The organism is Kitasatospora sp. NPDC059160 (assembly GCF_042755465.1).
Classification (GTDB): domain Bacteria; phylum Actinomycetota; class Actinomycetes; order Streptomycetales; family Streptomycetaceae; genus Kitasatospora.
In genome coordinates, this window is the sequence record NZ_JBHZCN010000034.1 from 1 (window position 1) to 19,360 (window position 19,360).

19 protein-coding genes are annotated in these 19,360 nt (G+C 74.8%); 7 read left to right on the plus strand and 12 right to left on the minus strand.

The genetic code is table 11. The features are described 5' to 3' along the window. Positions 1-252 precede the first annotated feature (252 nt). The gene (locus ACFXOZ_RS16625; RefSeq protein WP_380591022.1) at positions 253-1,551 is read left to right on the plus strand and encodes a DUF6777 domain-containing protein; all 1,299 of its coding nucleotides are present in this window, start codon (positions 253-255) and stop codon (positions 1,549-1,551) included. Positions 1,552-1,628: 77 nt separating this feature from the next. On the opposite strand, the gene ACFXOZ_RS16630 is transcribed toward ACFXOZ_RS16625, so the two are convergent. Then, positions 1,629-2,072 (minus strand): winged helix-turn-helix transcriptional regulator, encoded by a 444-nt coding sequence (locus ACFXOZ_RS16630; RefSeq protein ID WP_380591025.1) that lies wholly within the window; start codon positions 2,070-2,072, stop codon positions 1,629-1,631. Positions 2,073-2,202: 130 nt separating this feature from the next. Between ACFXOZ_RS16630 and ACFXOZ_RS16635 the strand changes: the two genes are divergently transcribed. Further along, entirely contained in the window at positions 2,203-3,432 is a 1,230-nt protein-coding gene (locus ACFXOZ_RS16635; RefSeq protein WP_380591028.1) for an MFS transporter, read from the plus strand. Between the two features lie 28 nt (positions 3,433-3,460). On the opposite strand, the gene ACFXOZ_RS16640 is transcribed toward ACFXOZ_RS16635, so the two are convergent. Then, complete coding sequence (locus ACFXOZ_RS16640) at positions 3,461-3,877, minus strand: DUF4259 domain-containing protein (RefSeq protein ID WP_380526408.1); 417 nt, start codon at positions 3,875-3,877, stop codon at positions 3,461-3,463. 112 nt (positions 3,878-3,989) lie between these two features. On the opposite strand from ACFXOZ_RS16640, the gene ACFXOZ_RS16645 reads away from it, so the two are divergent. Both ACFXOZ_RS16645 and ACFXOZ_RS16650 read left to right on the plus strand, forming a co-directional pair. Continuing rightward, positions 3,990-4,796, plus strand: a complete 807-nt coding sequence (locus ACFXOZ_RS16645; RefSeq protein WP_380526406.1) for a nucleotidyltransferase domain-containing protein — start codon at positions 3,990-3,992, stop codon at positions 4,794-4,796. A 76-nt stretch (positions 4,797-4,872) separates the two neighbouring features. Beyond that, positions 4,873-5,430 (plus strand): hypothetical protein, encoded by a 558-nt coding sequence (locus tag ACFXOZ_RS16650; protein ID WP_380591031.1) that lies wholly within the window; start codon positions 4,873-4,875, stop codon positions 5,428-5,430. A gap of 118 nt (positions 5,431-5,548) precedes the next feature. On the opposite strand, the gene ACFXOZ_RS16655 is transcribed toward ACFXOZ_RS16650, so the two are convergent. Then, positions 5,549-7,189 carry an LCP family protein gene (locus ACFXOZ_RS16655; protein WP_380591034.1) on the minus strand — a complete coding sequence of 547 codons (1,641 nt, stop codon included), beginning with the start codon at positions 7,187-7,189 and terminating at the stop codon, positions 5,549-5,551. Then, the gene (locus tag ACFXOZ_RS16660) at positions 7,182-7,754 is read right to left on the minus strand and encodes a DUF6542 domain-containing protein (RefSeq protein WP_380591037.1); all 573 of its coding nucleotides are present in this window, start codon (positions 7,752-7,754) and stop codon (positions 7,182-7,184) included. The genes ACFXOZ_RS16655 and ACFXOZ_RS16660 overlap by 8 nt, the downstream gene beginning before the upstream one ends. Positions 7,755-8,011: 257 nt before the next feature. Between ACFXOZ_RS16660 and ACFXOZ_RS16665 the strand changes: the two genes are divergently transcribed. Further along, positions 8,012-8,218: an antitoxin gene (locus ACFXOZ_RS16665; protein ID WP_360240392.1), complete on the plus strand. Its 207-nt coding sequence runs from the start codon at positions 8,012-8,014 to the stop codon at positions 8,216-8,218. Between the two features lie 82 nt (positions 8,219-8,300). Next, positions 8,301-9,047, plus strand: a complete 747-nt coding sequence (locus ACFXOZ_RS16670; protein ID WP_380591040.1) for a lytic transglycosylase domain-containing protein — start codon at positions 8,301-8,303, stop codon at positions 9,045-9,047. A gap of 13 nt (positions 9,048-9,060) precedes the next feature. Here ACFXOZ_RS16670 and galE read toward each other — a convergent pair whose 3' ends face one another. The 5 genes from galE to ACFXOZ_RS16695 form a co-directional block, all read right to left on the minus strand. Beyond that, positions 9,061-10,077 carry a UDP-glucose 4-epimerase GalE gene (gene galE / locus ACFXOZ_RS16675; RefSeq protein ID WP_380526398.1) on the minus strand — a complete coding sequence of 339 codons (1,017 nt, stop codon included), beginning with the start codon at positions 10,075-10,077 and terminating at the stop codon, positions 9,061-9,063. Between the two features lie 151 nt (positions 10,078-10,228). Next, positions 10,229-10,879: a hypothetical protein gene (locus tag ACFXOZ_RS16680; protein WP_380591043.1), complete on the minus strand. Its 651-nt coding sequence runs from the start codon at positions 10,877-10,879 to the stop codon at positions 10,229-10,231. Positions 10,880-11,052: 173 nt separating this feature from the next. After that, on the minus strand, positions 11,053-13,275 hold the full coding sequence (locus tag ACFXOZ_RS16685; RefSeq protein ID WP_380591046.1) for an RICIN domain-containing protein: 2,223 nt from the start codon (positions 13,273-13,275) through the stop codon (positions 11,053-11,055). A 423-nt stretch (positions 13,276-13,698) separates the two neighbouring features. Further along, positions 13,699-14,148: a hypothetical protein gene (locus ACFXOZ_RS16690; protein WP_375886857.1), complete on the minus strand. Its 450-nt coding sequence runs from the start codon at positions 14,146-14,148 to the stop codon at positions 13,699-13,701. Positions 14,149-14,257: 109 nt separating this feature from the next. Next, positions 14,258-15,022: a sigma 54 modulation/S30EA ribosomal C-terminal domain-containing protein gene (locus ACFXOZ_RS16695; RefSeq protein WP_380591049.1), complete on the minus strand. Its 765-nt coding sequence runs from the start codon at positions 15,020-15,022 to the stop codon at positions 14,258-14,260. 475 nt (positions 15,023-15,497) lie between these two features. On the opposite strand from ACFXOZ_RS16695, the gene ACFXOZ_RS16700 reads away from it, so the two are divergent. Continuing rightward, on the plus strand, positions 15,498-18,023 hold the full coding sequence (locus tag ACFXOZ_RS16700) for a cytochrome P450 (RefSeq protein WP_380591052.1): 2,526 nt from the start codon (positions 15,498-15,500) through the stop codon (positions 18,021-18,023). 25 nt (positions 18,024-18,048) lie between these two features. Here ACFXOZ_RS16700 and ACFXOZ_RS16705 read toward each other — a convergent pair whose 3' ends face one another. The 3 genes from ACFXOZ_RS16705 to ACFXOZ_RS16715 form a co-directional block, all read right to left on the minus strand. Continuing rightward, entirely contained in the window at positions 18,049-18,198 is a 150-nt protein-coding gene (locus ACFXOZ_RS16705) for a DUF6126 family protein (protein WP_375886849.1), read from the minus strand. An 85-nt stretch (positions 18,199-18,283) separates the two neighbouring features. Beyond that, positions 18,284-18,628, minus strand: coding sequence for an ArsR/SmtB family transcription factor (locus ACFXOZ_RS16710; RefSeq protein ID WP_375886846.1), 345 nt, complete (start codon positions 18,626-18,628; stop codon positions 18,284-18,286). A gap of 220 nt (positions 18,629-18,848) precedes the next feature. Then, positions 18,849-19,331 (minus strand): hypothetical protein, encoded by a 483-nt coding sequence (locus ACFXOZ_RS16715; RefSeq protein ID WP_380591056.1) that lies wholly within the window; start codon positions 19,329-19,331, stop codon positions 18,849-18,851. Positions 19,332-19,360: the final 29 nt, after the last annotated feature.

Consider the following 19,360-nt stretch of genomic DNA (forward strand, 5'->3'; position numbering starts at 1 on the left):
CCCCGCCGGCCCCCCCCCCCCCCCCCGGGCCCCCCGGCCGCCCGGGGGGCGGCCCCCCCGGGGGGGGGCGCCGCGGGCGGTGGGGCCGCCGGCCCCCCACCGCCCTCGGGCCCGTCGGGGCCCTCAGGACCGTCGGGGCCGTCCGGGGGCGGTGCGGGTGGCTCCAGCGCGGGCAGCGGGCGGGGTCCGCGCAGGCCGTGGTGGCGTTCCCGGACGGGGCTGTCGGTCGCGGCCGGCGTGGTGGCGGCGGCCGTGGTGGCGACGGTGCTGATCGTCAACAACCAGGGCGGCAAGAACGAGGCCGTCCCGACCGCCAACGAGGTCGCCCTCCAGGCCCCGGCCGACCCCGGACCGGCGCCGTTCACCCCATCGGTGGAAACCCAGGGCATGAGCGCCCCGGCCCCCGCTCCCACCAGCACGGCGGCACAGCCGGGCGGCACCCCCAGAACCAGCTCCCCGGCCGTCCTGCACAGCGTGCAGGGCAACTCGGCGGGCCTGTACGGCGGGACGATGAGCCGGTCCAGCTGCGACACCGAACGGCTGATCGGCATGGTGTCCAGCGGTGACGCCGGACGGGCCTGGGCCTCGGCCGCGGGCATCGAACAGTCCGCGATCCCGTCCTACCTGCGCTCGCTGACCTCGGCCTACCTGCGGGTGGACACCCGGGTGACCAACCACAGCTACAAGAGCGGCGCCGTGGTGGAGTACCAGTCCGTGCTGCAGGCGGGCACGGCCGTCCTGGTGGACGCCCAGGGCGTGCCCCGGGTGCGCTGCGCCTGCGGCAACCCGTTGAAGCCGGCGGTGCTGGTGAGCAACGCCAAGTACACCGGGAAGGCCTGGACGGGCTTCGAGCCGACCACGCTGATCGTGGTGGTGCCGGCCCCGCAGCCGGTGACCGAGATCATCCTGGTGAACGTCGAGACGGGCGGCTGGTTCTCCCGGCTGACCGGTCGGATCGAGGTGGTGGACAAGCGCGTCGAGCCGCCGAAGCAACTGGTGCCGGGCGTTCCGCCGCCCGTGCCGTGGAAGCCCACGTCGCCGACGGCGACGGCCTCGACCTCGGGCACGACCTCTTCGGGCGCGACGTCCAGCGGGGCGACCTCGTCCGGTGCCACCTCCTCCGGCGCCACCAGCTCGGGTGCCACCACCTCCGGAGCGACCTCGTCCGGCGCGACGGCCTCGACCTCGGGCGCCACCAGCTCCGGTGCGACGTCCTCCGGCGCCACCTCCTCCGGAGCGACGTCCGGCGGTACGACGTCCTCCGGCGCCTCCACCGGTACGGGCTCAGCCGCGGCCACCTCGTCGACCACGTCGGGCAGGCCGTCCGAGAGCACCGCGACGACGCACTCCTCGTCCGCCTCGACGCTCAGCGAGGCACCGACCAGCAAGACCAGCACGACCGGGGCCGGCGCGACGGGCGAGGGCACCACGACCTCGACCGGCAGCACCTCGGCCGGTGCCACCTCGGCCGGCGCCCAGACGGCGACGCCGATCTGCAAGCAGCCGGGACCGACGGGCACGGTCACGCCCTGCCCGCCCGCGACCCCCTGATCCCACCGCCCCGCCGCCCACTGCCCCACCGCCCCGCCGCCACCGGCCGTCTCGAACGCCGGTGGCGGTGGCACGTCTCAGGGCAGCAGCACCTTCGCGTCGTCCGGGCCGAGCGGCCGCCCGTCCGCCGCGCGCACCTCCACCGGGGCGACCGGGGCGCCCGAGGCGCGGTCGACCAGCCGGGCCCGGGGCTCGCCCTCGGCGAAGAACCAGTCGTCACCCCACTGCCGCAGCGCGGTGATCACCGGGAACAGCGCGCGGCCCTTCTCGGTGAGCAGGTACTCCTGGTAGGGGCTGCCGTCGGCGGCCGGGGCGAGTTCGAAGACGCCATTGGCGACCAGGTTGGTGAGCCGCGCCGACAGGATGTTCTTGGCCAGCCCCAGGTTCTTCTGGAACTGCCCGAAGCGGCGCAGCCCGTCGAAGGCGTCCCGGACGATCAGCAGCGTCCAGCCGTCGCCGACCACGTCGAGCGGGCGGGCGACCGGGCAGGTCGACTCCTCGTGCGTGGTGCGTTTCGGCACTCTTCCCACCTCTCGACCGGTCGGCGGCCAGCGTACCGCCGAACGTGTGGTTGCTTATTGAAACCAGGATATGCCAGGGTGACGCGGTAGCACTTTGAAACCACTGCTGCCCGTCGAGGGGTTCCCGCTCATGACCTCCCCCGCTCCCACCGGCCCACCCACCACCGACGCGACGCGCGCGGCCACGCCGCCGCGCGGCCTGTCACCGGCCGCGGCCTGGCTGCTCTCCGTCGCGTGCGGCCTGGCCGTCGCCAACGTCTACTACTCCCAGCCGCTGCTGGACCTGATCGCCCGGGACTACGGCATCGACCCGGCCACCATCGGCCTGGTCGGCACCCTCACCCAGGTCGGTTACGGGCTCGGCCTGCTGCTGCTCGTCCCGCTCGGCGACCACGTCGACCGCCGCGCCCTGACCACCGCCCAACTCGGCCTGTCCGTCCTCGCCCTGCTCGCCGTCGCCGTCGCACCCTCCGCTCCGCTGCTGCTGGCCGCGATGGCGGCCGTCGGGGTGCTGGCCGTCGTCGCCCAGGTCGTCGTCGCCCACTCCGCCTCGCTCGCCGCGCCCGGCGACCGGGGCCGGGTGGTCGGTACCGTCACCAGCGGCATCGTGGTCGGCATCCTGCTCGCGCGCACCGTCGCCGGGACGGTCGGCGACCTGGCCGGCTGGCGCGCCGTCTACCTCGCCTCCGCCGTCGCGACCGGCGCCATGGCCTTCGCCGTCGCGGCCGTCCTCCCGCCCGACCGCCGCGGCCCGACCGGGCGGATCCGCTACCTGCGGCTGGTCGGCTCGGTGTTCACGCTCTTCGCCGAGGAGAGCGTGCTGCGCGTGCGCGCCGTGCTCGCCCTGCTCACCTTCACCTCCGTCACCGTCCTGCTCACCCCGATGGTCCTCCCGCTCGCCGCGCCGCCCTTCGAGCTCAGCCACACCCGGATCGGCCTGTTCGGACTGGCCGGAGCCGCCGGGGCACTCGGCGCCGGGCGCGCGGGACGCCAGGCCGACCGCGGCCGCCGTCACGCCGAACGCACCGCCGGCCTCGGCCTGGTGGCCATGCTCGCCGCCTGGCTCCCGGCCGCGCTGCTGCCGCACTCGGTGTGGTGGCTGGTGCTCGCCGTGGTCGTCATCGACTACGGCCTCCAGTCCGTGCACGTGGTCAACCAGCACCTCCTCTACCAAGTCCGCCCCGAGGCCAGGAGCCGCCTGACCGCGGGCTACATGCTGCTGTACTCCGTCGGCTGCGGAGCGGGCGCGATCGCCTCCACCGTGGTGTACGACCACGGCGGCTGGAACGCCGTCTGCGCGCTCGGGGCCGCCACCAGCCTCGCCGCGCTCGCTTACTGGCGGGCCGGCAAGAACGGTTGACGATCGCTCACAGCCCGGGCAGCGACGCCTACGTCACCGGCGGCACCGGCTCCAGGACCTCGCGCAGGGCGCGGATCCCCCGGCGCCACTCCCCGTCGGAGTCCGACTCGTCCCACAGCTCGGCCAGTTCGGACTCCTCCGCGACCACCCGGTCCAGCGCCGCCACCGCCAGCGCGCGCAGCTCGACGGGCAGCTCGGGTATCGGCTCGGCCGGGCCGTAGGCCGTCGTCACCGCCGTGCCGCCGGAGCACTGGGCGGCGACCAGCGCCGCCGCTGCGACGGCCTCCACGCCCTCGTCGTCGTCCAGGTACTCCGGCCCGCGGGCGGCGCGCTCCAGCGCCGCCCGGACGAGGCCCGCGCGCTCGCCCGGCGCGGCGTCGTCGAGGCCACCGGCGAAATCCGCCGCCGTGTCGTTGTCGAAAGGGCCGATGTCCCAGGTGCCCATGAGAATTCCCTCCGTGTTCGTGTGCAATGGATGCTGGCACGCCCCACTGACAATTCGCCCGGGCCCCGGAAATCCGCTGGTCAACCACGTGACGGTGCGGCAGGGTTCGCCCATGGACATTCAGGGACTGGACGAGGACGGGTACATCGCGCGGGAGGGCTCGCTGGAGCGCGTCCGGCCGGAGTTCGCGCCGGTGGTCGACGCCGCGCGGGCGCGGATCGCCGCCGCCTTCGGCCCGGACCGCCTGCACGGCGCCTACCTGTACGGCAGCATCCCGCGCGGCACCGCGCTCCCCGGCGTCTCCGACCTCGACCTGCTGCTCGCCCTGCACCGGGAGCCCACGCCCGACGACCGACGGGCGGCCGACGCCCTCGAGGCCGCCCTCGACGCGGACTTCCCGCAGGTCGACGGCGTCGGCGTGCTCCTGTTCGGCACCGGCACGCTGCTCAGCGAGCTGGAACGGCACGACCTGGGCTGGTTCGTCGCCTGCCTGTGCACCCCGCTGCTCGGCGAGGACCTCGCGGGGCGACTCCCCCGCTACCGTCCGGACTCCCTGCTCGCCCGCGAGACCAACGGCGACCTCGCGCTCGCCCTCCCCCGCTGGCGCGAGCGACTGGCCGCCGCCGATTCGGACGCCGAGCTCACCGCGCTGAGCCGCGCGGTCTCCCGTCGGCTCGTCCGCACCGGCTTCACCCTGGTCATGCCCCGCTGGGGCGGCTGGACCAGCGACCTCACCGTCTCCGCCGAGGCCTTCGCCGCCCACTACCCCGACCACGCGGACCGGATGCGCCTGGCCGCCGCCGTGGCCCGCACCCCCACCACCGACCGCGCGGTCCTGGCCGCCCTCATCGACGGGCTGGCCCCCTGGCTGGCCGCCGAGTACACCGCCGTCCACGGCGAGAAGGCCCCGCGCCCCTGACCGCCGTGCCGCCCGCACCCGGGCCATGATGCGCGGAGCAGCCCAAGGCAGGACACCACCGGACACGGAGCGAGCAGTGCTGAACCACCAGGACCACACGAACGGGGCGGAGCCGCGTGCCCTGCTGATCACCGGCACCGTCGGAGTCGGCAAGACCTCGGCCGCCGACGCGGTGGGCGGCCTCCTCCAGGAGGCCGGTGTGCCGCACGCGGTCATGGACCTCGACCGGCTCTGCCAGGCGTGGCCCGCCCCCGAGGGCGACCCGTTCAACCTCGGTCTGCTGCTGCGCAACCTGCGCGCCCTGACCGCCAACTACCGGGACGCCGGGGTGCGCCGGTTCGTCCTGGCCGGGGTGGCCGAGAGCATCGCCGAGCGCGACGGCTACCGGGCCGCCCTCGGCATGCCGCTCCAGGTCTGCCGCCTGACGGCGGACCTCCCCGTCGTCCACGGCCGGCTCAGGCGCCGGCACGAGGCCGACAACGACCCCGGGTCCCTGCCCTGGCACCTGGAGCGCGCCGACGGGCTCCACCGGATCCTCGACCAGGCCGGCGTCGCGGACTTCACCGTCGACACTACCCGCCTGCCGCTCCCGGACGTCGCCTCCGCCGTGCTCAGGACGGCCGGTTGGGCCTGACCGCTCGGGCCTGACCCGAAGCACGATCCGACCCGACGCACGACCCGACCCGACGCACGGTCCGACCCGACACCTGGCGCGTCCGGCGGGCGGCCCCGCCGGACGCTCGTACCGCGGGTCAGTCCACGCAGGGGATCCCGCCGGCCTTCACGGCCGGCCCCTGCATCGGCAGCCCGGCGGCCGGGTCGGCGGAGCCGTCGGCCGGCGCGGGGGCGCCCGAGGCCGTCGCGGCCGGGGTGGGGGTCGAGGTCCGGGTGCCGGCGAGGGTGACCAGGACGTGGCCCGCCGGGACGGCCGAGGACGGGACGGCGGTGACGCCGTACCGGGCGGCGACCGCCTGGGCGTCGGCCTTGGCGCCGGTGCCGTAGCTCACGGTGGTGGTGCGGATCCGCGCGGGCGCGTCACCGATCCGGCCGGCCTGGTAGCCGAGGTCGACCAGCGCCTTGGACTCGGTGGCGGCGGCGCCCGCGCCCGCCGTCGCGTTGACGTCGACCACCGACTTGGGCGCGGCGCTGGGCGAAGGCGAGGGCGGGGCCGTCTCGCCCGGGGCGCCGCCGGGGGCCGCGGCCGGGGCGGCGGGCGCCGGTTCGCGATTGAAGAGCTGCCGGACGATCTTCTTGATCAGGTCCGGGTTGACGGTGTTGACCTCCTGCCCGCCGACGGTCTTGAACCCGGTGATGGGCAGGGTGTTGAACTCGACGTTGCCACCGGTGAGGTTGGGCGCCTGCTGGGCGAAGTCGAGGATGTTCCACTCGTTGTCGATCACGACGTCCTTCTTCACCACCCCGAACAGCTTCTGCATCTGTCCGAAGTCGTTGAGGATGCCCTGCTGCTTGAGCTTGTACTCGACGGAGGAGATGAACGCCTGCTGCCGGTGGGTGCGGTCGAGGTCGCCGTTGGTGAGGTGGTGGCGCTGGCGGACGAAGGACAGTGCCTGGGCGGCGTTCAACGAGCTGATCCCGGCGGGCAGTTTGAGGCCGGTGCCGCCGCCCTCGTGCGCGGCGGTCCGGGCGATGATCGGATCGTCGACCGGGTGGTTGAGGCAGACCTGGATCGGTTCCACGGCCTTGGCGATGTCGTAGAAGCCGATCAGGTTGACCTCGGCGAAGTGGTCGATCGGGACGTCCAGGAAGCTCTGCACCGTCTGGATCGTGGCCGAGCGGCCGGCCTCCCGGCTCTGCCGTTCCAGATCCGCCTTGGAGAGGCCCTTGCCCGCGAGCTTCGACTCGGCGGCCTCCTTGGCGATGCCGTAGGCCTCCTTGATCTTGTGCATCTTGCCGTCGGCGCCGACGGTCTGCACGTAGTCGTCACGCGGGACGGACAGCGCGGTGACCTTCCCGCCGTTGGCCGGGATGTGCAGCACGATCAGGGCGTTGGTGTTGTAGCCGCCGATCTCGCTGGAGCCGGCGTGCAGTTCGTCCTCGACGAACTGCTTGGGCAGGTCGTTGCCGTCCATGTCCTTGCGGCTGTCGAGGCCGATCAGCAGCAGGTTGACGGACTTGTCCAGGTGCGGCGGGGCGTTCTTCTTCGCCTCGTTCAACGCACCGGACTTGATCATGCCGTCGTCCAGGCTGCGGTACTCGTACCAGGTGAAGCCGCTGGCGCCGAGCACGGCGACCGAGACGGCGCAGGCCAGGGTGCGGCCGGCCACGGTCAACGGGGCGGGCCCCCGACGGGCGGCGGAGCCACGGCGCGGGGCCCGGCCGCGCGGGCGCTCGGTGTGGTCGGTGCTGTTCGTGCGGTTGGTGCGGTCAGCCACGGCGGCCCCGTCCGCTCGGGGCTCCGGCCCTGGGGGGCCGGCGGCGGTCCAGCACCGCACGCACCACGATCACCAGCAGCGCGACCGCCAGCGCCGTCGCCATCACCGGGAACGCCTCGACCACCCAGCGCACCGCGCCGGTGCCCAGGCCCTTGCCCCGGTACTTGTCGGGATCGGCCCCGTACTCGACGGCCGAGGCCGTCAGCAGCACCACCAACGGGGTCGCGGTCAGCACCCACCAACGGCCGCTCCGGCTGCACAGCACGGCCGCGACGCCGGTGCCGAGCACCGCGCCGACCGCGAACAGGATGCCGACGCCGGGGCCGCCGAGTTCGTCGCCGATCCCGCCGAGCAGCGGCAGCCCGACCGCGGCGAGCGCGGCGACCGGTCCGCCGCGCCGACGGGCCTGCTGCCTGCGGCGCGAGGCCCCGGCGCGCTGGGCGCGGGCCTGCCCCGACGGGTCGGGGTCACCGCCGGCCGCGCGGGAGCGCTGGGCGGGCACGGCGGGGTCCTCGATGCGAGGTCCCGCGTCCTGGTACGGCGTTCTCGCCCGCTGGCCGGCCATGCGCACTTCCCTCGATCGTTTCGGCTGCGGCGGCGAGACCACGCCGCCCCTCGTGCCGGGACGCCATCCGTCCGCTGGCAATTCCCGCCGTCTACAGGCCTGTAGAGGCTGGTCTGGAGCATACAAACCCATTTCAGCAAAGTCACTCGCCGCCGTTCCGCAGCGGCGGACCGCCCGGCCGGCCCTCGTTAGGATGACCATGATCCCCGCCACGTCGGCACACCAACAGGAACGCACCAGAGGAGTAGAGCGTCACCATGTTTGAAAGTCTTAAGAACATCGCGGACAAGGCCACCGACCTCGCCCGCGAGCACAGCGACGTGCTCGGGCAAGGCCTGGAGAAGGTCGGCGACGTGATCGACGACCGCACGGACGGCAAGTACAGCGGGCAGATCGACACCGGCGTCGAGAAGGCGAAGGACTTCCTGCGCAACCTCGACGGCGACGCGAAGTCCGCCGAGTAGGACCGGCCGGGCCTCCCGCGGGGCACGAGCGACCGTACGACGGTCGAACTGGATGACGGGCGAACGGGGAGGGCCGACGGCGGTGAGCGAGGAGCAGAAAGGTCCGCGCTGGGGGCGCTGGATCGTGATCGGCGTCCTGGCGGCGGCCGGGTGGGGCATCGTCCGCAGCGGCGGCCACGAGCCCGGGGCCGCTTCGGCGGCGCCCTCGTCCTCCGCCGCCGCCCCGTCGTCCGGCGCCTCCGGTTCGGCGGGCGCCGGGTCAGGTGCCGACGCGGGAACCGGGTCGGGTGTCGGCGCGGGTGCTGGGTCGGGCGGGTCGTCGGCGGCCCCGTCGAAGCCCTCCGGCCGCTACGAGCCCGCCGACTACGCGGCGCCGGTGCGCCAGTACGCGGCCGAGGCCGGGGTCAACCCCCAGCTGCTGATGGCGATCCTCTACAACGAGGCGTACAAGCCGCACGACCCGGACTTCGAGCGGGCCTGGCAGCGCGGCAAGCCGGACGCCGCCTTCGGCATCGCCAACATGCACCGCGCCGCCTTCGACGACACCAAGCCGGGCCGCCCGTTCGCCTCCCGCCGCTGGGAGGAGCTGCCGGACGACCGCAACCTGGCCGTCCAGGCAGCCGCCTGGCACCTCCACGACCTCGCCGAACAGCTCCCCGCCAAGGTCGGCGCCCCGCTGAACAAGGACGAGCTGCTCGCCCTCGGCTACAACGCCGGGGCGGGCAACATGCTCGCCTTCGCCCGGGGCGTCAGGATCGGCCCGCAGGCGCAGTCCTACCTGGACCGCCTGCACGACAACTGGGCGAAGTCCGGCGAGGCCGTGAAGTAGCGGTTGCGGCCGGTCAGTTCGCGCCGAGCTGGGTGGCCCACTTGGCGCGCCAGGCGAGCGCGTCGGCGACGCCCTCGGCCAGGGTGCGCCGCGGCGACCAGTCGAGCAGCTCGCGGGCGGCGTCGACGGAGGCGTAGCAGCCGATCACGTCGCCCGGGCGCGGGCCGGCCTCACGGACGTCGAGCTTGCCGCCGACGGCCTGCTCGAAGGCGGCGACCAGCTCACGGACGGTGGTGCCCTCGCCCGTCCCGACGTTGATCGCCCGGAAGCGGTCGGCGGCGTCGGGGGCGATCACCTCGTCGAACCGGAGCAGCGCCGCGACGTGGGCCTCCGCCAGGTCCTGCACGTGGACGTAGTCGCGGATGCCGGAGCCGTCCCGGGTCGGCCAGTCGACGCCGGTGACGGTGAACGGGGTGCCCTCGGTGTGGGCCTCGATCAGCTTGCCGAGGGCGTGGCTGGGGTTGAGGTTCTGCAGGCCGGTGCGCAGCCGGGAGTCGGCGCCGACCGGGTTGAAGTACCGCAGGGTGATGACCCGCTGCCGCTCGGCGCCCTCGCCCCGGGTCCAGTCCTGGAGCACCTGCTCCATCATCAGCTTGGTGCGCGCGTACGGGCTGTTCGCCTCCAGCGCGGAGTCCTCGTCGACCCGGCCGTCCGGGGTGGGCGCGTAGATCGAGGCGGAACTGCTGAACACCACCCGGGTGCAGCCGTGGCGCTGGAGGGCGTCGAGCAGCTCGACGGTCTTGGCGACGTTCTCCCGGTAGTAGAACAGCGGCTTGGCCACCGACTCCGGGACGACGATCCTGGCCGCGCAGTGCACGGTGGCGTCGATGTCCGGGTGTTCGGTGAAGATCCGGTCCAGCAGGGCGGCGTCGGCGATGTCGCCCCCGTAGAAGACGCGGTTCTCCACGAACTCGGCGCGGCCCTTGGACAGGTCGTCCAGGACGACCGGGGTGATGCCCCGGTCGAGCAGGACCGAGGCCACCGTGCTGCCGATGAAGCCGGCACCGCCGGTGATCAGGACCTTCCTCATGCGCGGATGCTCCCTTGCGATCGGCCGGGCGTCCGGTGACGCCCGGTGATCGCTCAGACGTGCTTCGTGCGCCGCCGGTTCCCGGTTTGCCGGGGTGGCACGGATCACGGGTCGCCGACGGCCGGACGGGGCGGTGCCGCGCTCCGGCCCGTCAGCGGCGGGCGCGTCCGCGCAGCCAGAAGCCGGTGCCGACCAGCAGCACGGCCGCGGTGGCGGTGCCGATGGCGGCCCAGGTGGTGGCGTCGTCGGTGGTCTCGTGGGCGGGCGCGGCGGTGGTGGCCGCCGCGGCCACCACGGTCGGGCCCGCGGTGGGCGTGGCGCCGGAGGCCGTGGCGGAGGGTCCGGTGGAGGCCGCGGCAGAGGGCGCGGCGGAGGCCGAGGAGTGGGCGGAGGCGGCCGCGTCCAGCGGCACCGGGTCGCTGATCGCCGCCGCCTCGACGTCGAGTTCGCGCTCGCCGTGGCCCAAGGAGGGGAAGGCGCAGTCGACGGAGATCTTCCAGTGCCCGGCGGGCAGCAGCTCCCGGGTGGTGTACGTACCCGGGCGGCCCGGCACGGCGACCAGCCGCCAGGGGCCGACGGTCCGGCCGTCGGCGGCGGTCGCGGAGAGCGTGCCGGCGAACTCCTCGGTGACCGGGTCGTGGTCGTTCTCCCAGGTGGCGACGGTGCTGACCCGGCCGTTCTGCTGGCCGGTCACGTCCAGGTGGACGGTGTCACCGTGGGCGGCGGCGGGTGCGGCGGCGGGCAGGACGGAGACGGCGGCGAGGGCGAGGGAGGCGAGCAGCGGGCGAGTGCGGGTTCGCATGTCGGGCGGTCCTCGGCGGTGGGGGTGAGGGTAGGTGGAGCAGCGGTGCCGAGTGCGGCCGCCATCCGGTGGTGGCGGCCGCACCCGCTGTGCGGGATCGTGCGGGGCCGTACGGGTAGTACGGGGTGGTACGGGTAGTCCGGGGTGATACGGGATCGTGCGGTCGTACCGGGCTACGAGGTCTTCAGCAGCGACCAGTTCTGGTACGGCCGGCCGTTCGGCTGCTGCAACTCCAGCAGCCAACCACCGTAGTACCAACGGTCGCTGAGCCCGAGCACCAGGCCGGTCCCGTCGGCGGTGAGGGTGAACCCGCCCTCGGCCGCGTTGAGTTGCCACTTCTGCTCAGCGGTGTCGGAGCACGGCTGCTGCGCCACGTACTGCCCGGCCACCGGGGTGCCGCCGAGCTGCAGGCACTTGCCCGAGCGCGTGGACTTGATCCGCAGCGCACCGTTGCCGGCGTCCTCGAACTGCCACTTCTGGTTGGCGTAGCCGGTGCGCTGGTAGCCGATCGCCACGGTGCCGTCGTTCATCGAGCTGCCCCACAGGTCGGCGGCCTGGCCGGTGAGGCCGTTGACCATGCTGTAGTGGGTGCCGGGCTGCGGGCGGCCGGTGTCGGCGAGGGTGCGGAAGTTCGCCGCGCGGCCGGGCTTGCCGACCGTTCCGGCGGCGTCGCGGACGGCGACGGCCACGGTGTAGCCGGTCCCGGGGGCCAACCGGACCACGCCGACCACGGTCGAGCTGACGGTACCGATGGTCCGGCCGTTCAGCTGGACGTCGTAACCGGCGGCGCCGGGAACGGGGCTCCAGCTCAGCACGACCGAGTTCTGGGTGATCTGACTGGTCGTCACATCGGGACCGGCGCCACCCGGGGCCGGGGTCCTGGTCGGCGACGGGGAGCCGGTGGGCGTGGCGGTGGGGCCGCCGGTCGGCGTCGGGGACGGCGAGGGCGTGCGGGTGGGCGTGCCCGTGGGGGTCGGACCCGTGCCGGTCGGGGTCGGGGTCGGCCCGGTGGCGGTCGGGGTCGGCGTGGGGTTCGGCCCGGTCCCGCCGCCGTTGCCCGCGATGAGGAAGCGGTTGTTCGCGACGTTCCAGTGCGTGGCCAGGTAACTGCCGGGTGCCGGAGAGGTGTTGTAGTAGTCGTCGTGGTTGCAGTCGAGCCGGTCGTCGTGCGCGCGGTCCGGGCAGGCGATCCGCATCTGCGGGTAGTACGGGGCGTCCGAGTAGCACATGATGTCCCACTCGTCCGTGCAGTGACCGGCCTTGCTGGAGTTGGGCGCGCTGTTGTTCACCGCGCCCAGGTTGTGGCCGAGTTCGTGCGCGGCGGTGGTTCCGCTCCAGCAGCCGGAGTCGGTCCGGCCGTACGAGGGGCCGAAGTTGCTGAGGTTGTCCTGGCCCGGGCGCTCGTCACCGGCGAAGGTGCCGATCCCGCAGTACACCTTGGCGTCGGTGAACATCATGTACTTGCGGTCCTTGCGGTTGAACCCCTGCGCGGCCAGGGCGCGGTTGCTCGCGTTGAAGTCCTGGATCTCGGAGTCGGAGATCTGCACGTTCAACACCGAGGCGGTGCAGTCGGGTTCGGTGACGAAGCGGACGTGCCGCACGCCGCCGGTCTCGGCGGCGCTGGCGTCGTAGATGACGTCGACGTCCGCGGCCCACTTCTTGAAGGAGGACAGGTACTGGGCGAACCGGTCGTTGCCGGGGGTGTGCACGTACACCACCTGGACGCGGTTGCCGCTGCTGCCGTCACCCTCGCAGACCAGGCCCGCTCCGGCGGCCGGGGCGGCCGCGGGCGGGGCGGCGTCCTGCGCTGCGGAGCCCTGGCCGGCCTCGCCGAGCAGCGCCTTCTGGGTGGCGTCGAGGACGGGCGCGCCGCCCTTCAACAGATCGGCCGTGGAGGGCGGTTGGGCGCCGGCGGGCGGAGTGAGCGCGGGTACCCGGGCGGCCTGGGCGGCGACCGGCGGAACGTCCTTGCGGATGTCCACGTCCTTGGGCGGCGCGTCCGGGCCGTGGCTGCACTGGGCGCTGCCGGTGACCTCCAGCATGTTGCCGCAGCGGTCACTGGTCGGCAGGGTCAACCCCGCGTAGACCAGGCCGCGGTCGGGCTGGTCCTTGGGTATCGCCTTGGGCGGGGCGGCCTTCTCGTCCCGCTTCGGGGCGGGCGCCCTGGTGGCGCCCTCGGCGGTGCCCGTCTCGCCCGGGCCACCGTCGTCCGCGACCGCGTCGAGCGGCGCGTCCGCCGCCGTGACGGTACTGCGCATCGCCCCGGGCTCCAGCGCGGTGCGCAGGCCCAGGGTGCCCGCGACCAGTCCGGCCGCGACCGCCACGGCGACCAGGGCGCTCCTGCGGGTGAACCTGCGGCGCCTGCGCCGGCGGAGTTCGCTGCTCCGGTGTCCCATCGCGTTCCTTTCCTCGTGCGACGGCCCGGACCCTGTGGTGAGGGGTCCGAACCTTCCGACACGAGGGAGAGCCGGTGGGACGGCGGGGAATAACAGAAACCTCTTGCGAAAGTCCCCGGCCCGTTCGAGGCGAGGCCGAGCGGACGGGGAACGGCAGGCGGGGCCCGGCGGCCCGGGCGGCGAAGTGCCGGGGAGCGCACTCGGGGGGTACGCGCTCCCCGGCACGGGGTGGTGGCGGCCACCCGGCCGGAACCCTCGGGGTCTGCGCCCCGGCGGGCCGTGTCGAATGCTAGACCTCCCGCCGGGAGCTGGCCAGCGCCCCGAACGGGGAGGTTTCCGCCCCGGACATGCCATCGCCATACGGGATATGACGATCCGTCACTTGACTCACTACAGACCCCAGGCCGGCCCTCACCCCGGCCCTCAGGCCGCGACCCCGACCCGGGCCGGACCACCGACCGCCGGTCCGCTCGCCACCCCCACCGCACCGCAACCGCCGTGCAACCGGGCCAGCCCTGCGGCGAGCACGGCCCGGTCCCCGGCGAGCCACACCCGCAGCGCGGCGGAGAGCGCGGCACTGGCCGGGCCCGCCGACGGGCCGCCGGTGCGCACCAGCCGCTCGCCGAGCAACGGCAGCAGGTCCGCGACCGGCGCGGGCAGCCAGAGGGTGACCGCACAGGGCGCGGGCCGGGCCAGGACCCGCAGCAGCGGCAGCACCGAACCGTCGTCGTGCAGCGAGGGGATGACCTCCAGGAGCCCGTCGACCGCGACACCGGAGACGTCGCCGCCGTGGCCGCGCGCGAGGTCCCGCAGCAGCGCCCGCTCGGCGGCGGTGATCCGGACGGTCAGCATGACCTCGTCATCGCAGTCCATGGTCCCGTTCCCCTGTCGTGGAGTTGGTGGCGTCTGGAGGGTGGTGGAGCCCGGCGGGAGGTGCGGTCCGACGGGCGGTCCGGCCCGGCGGGCGGCCGAACCTCGCGGATCAATCGCGCGCCGAGGGCATTCCTGCCCCGTGACCGCCCTCCGCTACCGGCGTTATCAGGCCGTAGTGCCCGTCGTAGCGGCGGTAGAGCACCCGGGCGCGGCCGTCCTCGGGGCCGGTGTGGCAGACGAACGGGCGCCCGGTGAGCCAGAGCCGGCGGGCCGCCTCGGCGAGGTCGAGCACCGGCAGCGCGTCGCCGCCGGCGGGCCAGGGCTCGACCGCGCCGCTCAGCGGGCAGCGGTGGACCAGGCCGTCCCGTCCGGTGTCGGCGTCCAGGAACAGGTGGAACCGCCGGTCCAGGAGCAGCAGTTCGCGGGCCGCCTGCGCCTGGGTGCGGCGGGCGGGCACGACCGCCTTGTGCCGGGCGATCCGCCGCCGGGCGAGCGGCCGGTCGGCCCACTGCGGCCGGTAGGCGCTCTCGTGCACGGCGGCCAGACCGATGTCGCCCAGTTCGCGCAGCCGGGACACCCGGCCGGCCAGGGTGCCGAGCACCAGGTCGACGGCCTCCCGGGCGGTGCCGGCGGCCAGCTGGACCCGGACCGGGCCGGTGCCGTCCAGCTCGACGTCGGCCTGGGCGAGCGCGGGCCGGGTGAGCATGCGATCGCGGGCCCGGGTGAGCCGCAGCCGCAGTCCGTGGACGTCGGGGCCCAGGAGCACCGCGGTGTCCTGCGCCCGGCTCCGGGCGTACTCGGCGTCCTCGCGCGGCAGCTCGCCGCGGATCTCCACCCGGACGTCGAGGGCGGGCCGGTGGCGCAGACGGGTCATCAGGTTCCTCCTTCTCCACCCACCATGCTGGCGTCCCCGCGACCGTGCGGCGAGGGTCCAAAGACCCTCCCGCCGGGGCCCGGTACGGGCCACCGCGTGGACGGCATCGACGCAGGTCAGGGCGACGGAAGCGGGCCGCTTCGACACCGGGCGGAGGACCGGGCCGAGGGTCGGACGAAGGACCGGGCAAGGGCCGGGCGAGGGCCGGATGACGGACCGGGCCGAGGGCCGCCCCGGGGGCCGGGCGGCAGGCCTGACGGACGGACGGGCGCAGCGCCGACACGATGATCGTCCGTTGGAGTGATCCGGGCGCGTTCGGCGCAACGCCCGTCGCACCGGCGCGTTTCCCATGGCGTGCGCCCTCCGCCCCTGGCGCACGCGGGTTCCGCGCTCGTCGGCCCCCGCCACCCGGCCGGCCGGCCGGTGCCTTCCCCCGGTACCGCCCGCACCGGCCCCTCTGGTGAGAGGAAGTGTCATGACCCTGCCGACCAACGCCCTGCTGGCAGAGACACGGAAACGGATCGTCCCCCCGAGAACCACGCCACCCCCCGCACCCGCCACCCGAGCCGCCGTCCCGCCGCTCGCCCCCGGCGCCCTGCCCGGCCTCGGCCACGCGGCCGCCCTGCTGCGCGACCCGCTCGGCTTCCTCGGCTCGCTGGCCCGCCACGGCGGCGTGGTCCGCATCCGGCTCGGGCCCCGCACCGTCTGCGTGGTGACCGACGCCCGGCTGGTCCACACCCTGCTCGTCGCCCTCGCCCACGACTGCCCGCGCGGCGCCGTCCAGGACACCCTCAGGACCGCCTTCGGCGACGGCCTGCTGATGTCCGAGGGACAGGCGCACCGCGACCGCCGCCGGATCATCCAACCCGCCTTCGCCCCCGACCGGACGGCCGGCTACCTGGCCGTGATGCACCAGGTCACCGAGGAGCGGGCCGGCCGCTGGCGCGCCGGCCAAGTCCTCGACGTGGCCAAGGAGATGAACCACCTCGCGCTGGAGATCGTCACCCGCTCGCTGTTCGACGCCCGGCTCAGCGAGGACGCCACCCTCGCCTTCCACCGGGCGCTGCCCGACCTGGTGAAGGGCCAGATCGTCCAGTCCCTCTACCCTCACCCCGCCCTCGCCCGGCTCCCGCTGCCCGTCAACCGGCGCTTCGACGCCGCCGTCCGGGTGCTCAACCGGGTGGTCGACCAGGCCGTCAACGGCCGCCCCGGACGCGCCCGGCCCGACCAGCGCGGCGGCACCCTGCCGGCCCTGCTGCGCGCCGCCACCGACCCGGCCACCGGCCGTCCGCTCACCGAGGCCGACGTCCGCTCCGAGGCCATCACCATGTTCGGCGCCGGCACCGAGACCGTCTCCACCACGCTCACCTGGCTGCTCGACGAACTCCTGCGCCACCCCGAGGTGGAGGCCCGGGTCCTGGCCGAACTGGACGAGCACCTGCCCGCCGGCACCACCCCCACCCCCGAGGCGCTCGCCCGGCTCACGTACACCCGCGGCGTCACCCAGGAGGTGGTGCGGCTGCACGCCCCCAACGCCTTCCTGATGCGCACCGCCCGGGTGCCCGTCGACCTCGGCCCGTACCGGATCCCGGCCGGGACCGAGCTGCTGTACAGCCTCACCGCGCTGCACCGCGACCCGCTGAGCTACGACGACCCGTCGAGCTTCCGGCCCGAGCGCTGGCAGGACGGCGGCGGGCTCGGGCGACCGTCCTTCCTGCCCTTCGGGGCGGGCAAGCACAAGTGCATCGGCGAGGCCTTCGCCTGGGCCGAGCTGACCGTCGCGGCCGCCGCGATCCTGCGCCGCTGGCGGCCGGTGGCGGTGCCGGGGTCGCGGGCCCGGGAGGTGGTGTGGACCACCGTCCAGGCCCACGGCCTGCGGGTCCGGCTGGTGCCGCGCGGCTCCGCCGTGCCGAGCGCCGCCGCCTCCGCCCCGGCAGGGCGGGACGTGGCGGCGGACGCTGCGGTCACCGCAAGCACCACAGGCCTCGCACCGGCCGGGGCCGGCACGGAGCGGCCGCACTCCGCCGGCTGTCCGCTCACCGGCACCGCGGCCCGCCCCGGCGCGCCCGCCGCCGTACCCCTCCCCCGGCCGCCCGCCGAACTGCGCGCCGCCGCCGACCGGCACGCCGACTGGGCGGTCCGCCACGGCCTGCTCGCCCCCACCGAGCTCCCCGACTACCGGGCCTACGCCCTGCACGAGCTGATCGGCCACGCCTTCCCCCGCGCCCGGGGCACCGACCTGGACCTGCTGGTGGACATGCTGGGCTGGTTCACCGTCCTGGACGACCGCTTCGACGGCCCGCCCGGGCGCCGACCCGCCGAGGCCCACGCGCTGGTCGACCCGCTGATCTCCGCCCTCGACGACGACGCCCGCCCCGCGGCACCGGGCGACCTGCTCCTCACCGCCTGGCAGGAGCTCTGGGACCGTCAGCGCCGGTCCACCTCCCCCGACTGGCGCGCCCGGGCGGCCCGCGAGTGGCGCGCCTGCCTGGCCACCTTCCCCGCCGAGGCCGAGCACCGCGCCCGCGGCACCGTTCCCGCCCTGGGCCTCGGCCTGGCCGACACCATGCGGCTGCGCCGCCACGGCAGCTGCGTCTACCCGTTCATGAACATACTGGAACGGGTCCACGGCGCCGACGCCCCCGCCGCCCTGCACGCGGAACCCGCACTGCACCGCCTGCGCGCCAACACCGCCGACGCCGCGACGCTGATCAACGACCTCTACTCGCTGGAGCGGGAGGAACGGCAGAGCGCCGCCGCGTTCAACACCGTCCTCACCCTCCAGCGGGTCCGCGGCTGCACCCGCAGCCGGGCCGTGCGCGCGGTGCGCACCCGGGTCGGCACCCTGCACCGGGAGAACGAGCGGCTGCGCCGCGACCTGGGCCGCCGCCACCCGGCGGGGCGCTGGTACCTGGACGGCACCCGGGAGTTGGTGGCCGGCGTCCAGGCCTGGACCAGCACCAGCGACCGCTACCTGGTACCGGGCGACCGCGCTCGCTGACGGGCGTCGCGGCCGGGCCGGACGGCTACTTGCGGTCGCCGAGGGCGAACAGCAGCAGGACGAAGCCCGCGAACAGGTGGGTGGCGAAGATGTAGATGCCGGCGCGGATCAGCATCGCCTTGCGGCGGCGCTTCTCCTCGCCGGTGCTGTCGGCACTGTTGGCGCTGTCGCCCATCGGGCTGTTCTCCTCGGGTCGGTCACGGTCACGGTCGCCCGCCGGTGGGCGCGAAGCTGCAGGCTGCCGGCTGCCGGCTGCGGACTCAGCGGGGCGACCGGCCACCGGCGGCGCGCAGCTCGGTGAGCAGCGCCCCCTGGTCGGTGATCAGCTCGGTCAGGATCCGCCGCGCCGCGCTGAGCAGCTCGGCGACGTCCGGGGTGCTGAGCGCGTACACCACCGTGTTGCCCTCGCGGGTGGCCGTGACCAGCTGGGTGCGGCGCAGCACCGCGAGCTGCTGGGAGAGGTTGGACGGCTCGATACCGATCTCCGCCAGCAGCTCGCGCACCGGCCGGGGGCCGTCCTGGAGCAGTTCCAGGACCCGGATCCGGACGGGGTGGCCGAGGGTGCGGAAGAACTCCGCCTTCGCCTGGTACAGCGGGACCGGCATGGCCCGTTCTCTCCCTCGATCCGGCTCGGTGGCGGCCTGGTCGCCCGGCCGGGCGGGGTCCGTGCCACGGCCGGTAGGCATCATCGCCACAGATGAAGATTTCTTCAAGTCGTCACAGTGGAAGGTGACCTCTCCCACATCGACGGCCGGATCGGGACGGCGAAGGGCCGGACCCGGGACGCTGCCAACTCCCGGGCCCGGCAGTCTGGGTGACGAGCCGTCAGCAGCCTACAGGCACATCGACGGTGACCGGGGCCGGTCCCCGCAAGCTCCCCTCCACCGCGAGGGAGGCGTGCACGACCGACCCGCAGGGCACGGTGGCACCGACCCCGTCCACCCGGACCGTGCTGACCCTGAACTCGGTGCGCCCGGCCACCGCACCGAGCGGGCCGACGCCGGCCAGATCGGCCGACAGCCGGGTGACCAGCGCCTGCGGCGCCGGCGGCCACGGCGTTCCCGGCGAGGGCGGGCCGGCCAGCCCGATCAGGCCGTACAGCACGACGGCGTCACCGGTGACGTCCGCGCAGACCCTGGTGGACAGTCCGGCCTGGAGGCCGGAGTGCCCGCAGGTGGTGACGGTGGCGGACTCCTGCCCGGCGGCGGCCGCCGGCAGCGGCGCGCCCAGCAGCGCGACGGCACCGGCCGCGCCTGCCGCGATCCGGGTGATGCGGGTGATGCGGGTAGCGCGGGTGATGCGGTTCATGGCTCCTCCTTCGGAGGGTGTGAGGAATG

Coding starts and splice junctions, on each gene's coding strand:
- ACFXOZ_RS16635 (WP_380591028.1), top strand. CDS start 2,203: ATGACCTCCCCCGCTCCCACCGGCCCACCCACCACCGACGCGACGCGC.
- ACFXOZ_RS16640 (WP_380526408.1), bottom strand. CDS start 3,877: ATGGGCACCTGGGACATCGGCCCTTTCGACAACGACACGGCGGCGGAT.
- ACFXOZ_RS16645 (WP_380526406.1), top strand. CDS start 3,990: ATGGACATTCAGGGACTGGACGAGGACGGGTACATCGCGCGGGAGGGC.
- ACFXOZ_RS16660 (WP_380591037.1), bottom strand. CDS start 7,754: ATGGCCGGCCAGCGGGCGAGAACGCCGTACCAGGACGCGGGACCTCGC.
- ACFXOZ_RS16665 (WP_360240392.1), top strand. CDS start 8,012: ATGTTTGAAAGTCTTAAGAACATCGCGGACAAGGCCACCGACCTCGCC.
- galE (WP_380526398.1), bottom strand. CDS start 10,077: ATGAGGAAGGTCCTGATCACCGGCGGTGCCGGCTTCATCGGCAGCACG.
- ACFXOZ_RS16680 (WP_380591043.1), bottom strand. CDS start 10,879: ATGCGAACCCGCACTCGCCCGCTGCTCGCCTCCCTCGCCCTCGCCGCC.
- ACFXOZ_RS16685 (WP_380591046.1), bottom strand. CDS start 13,275: ATGGGACACCGGAGCAGCGAACTCCGCCGGCGCAGGCGCCGCAGGTTC.
- ACFXOZ_RS16690 (WP_375886857.1), bottom strand. CDS start 14,148: ATGGACTGCGATGACGAGGTCATGCTGACCGTCCGGATCACCGCCGCC.
- ACFXOZ_RS16695 (WP_380591049.1), bottom strand. CDS start 15,022: ATGACCCGTCTGCGCCACCGGCCCGCCCTCGACGTCCGGGTGGAGATC.
- ACFXOZ_RS16700 (WP_380591052.1), top strand. CDS start 15,498: ATGACCCTGCCGACCAACGCCCTGCTGGCAGAGACACGGAAACGGATC.
- ACFXOZ_RS16705 (WP_375886849.1), bottom strand. CDS start 18,198: ATGGGCGACAGCGCCAACAGTGCCGACAGCACCGGCGAGGAGAAGCGC.
- ACFXOZ_RS16710 (WP_375886846.1), bottom strand. CDS start 18,628: ATGCCGGTCCCGCTGTACCAGGCGAAGGCGGAGTTCTTCCGCACCCTC.
- ACFXOZ_RS16715 (WP_380591056.1), bottom strand. CDS start 19,331: ATGAACCGCATCACCCGCGCTACCCGCATCACCCGCATCACCCGGATC.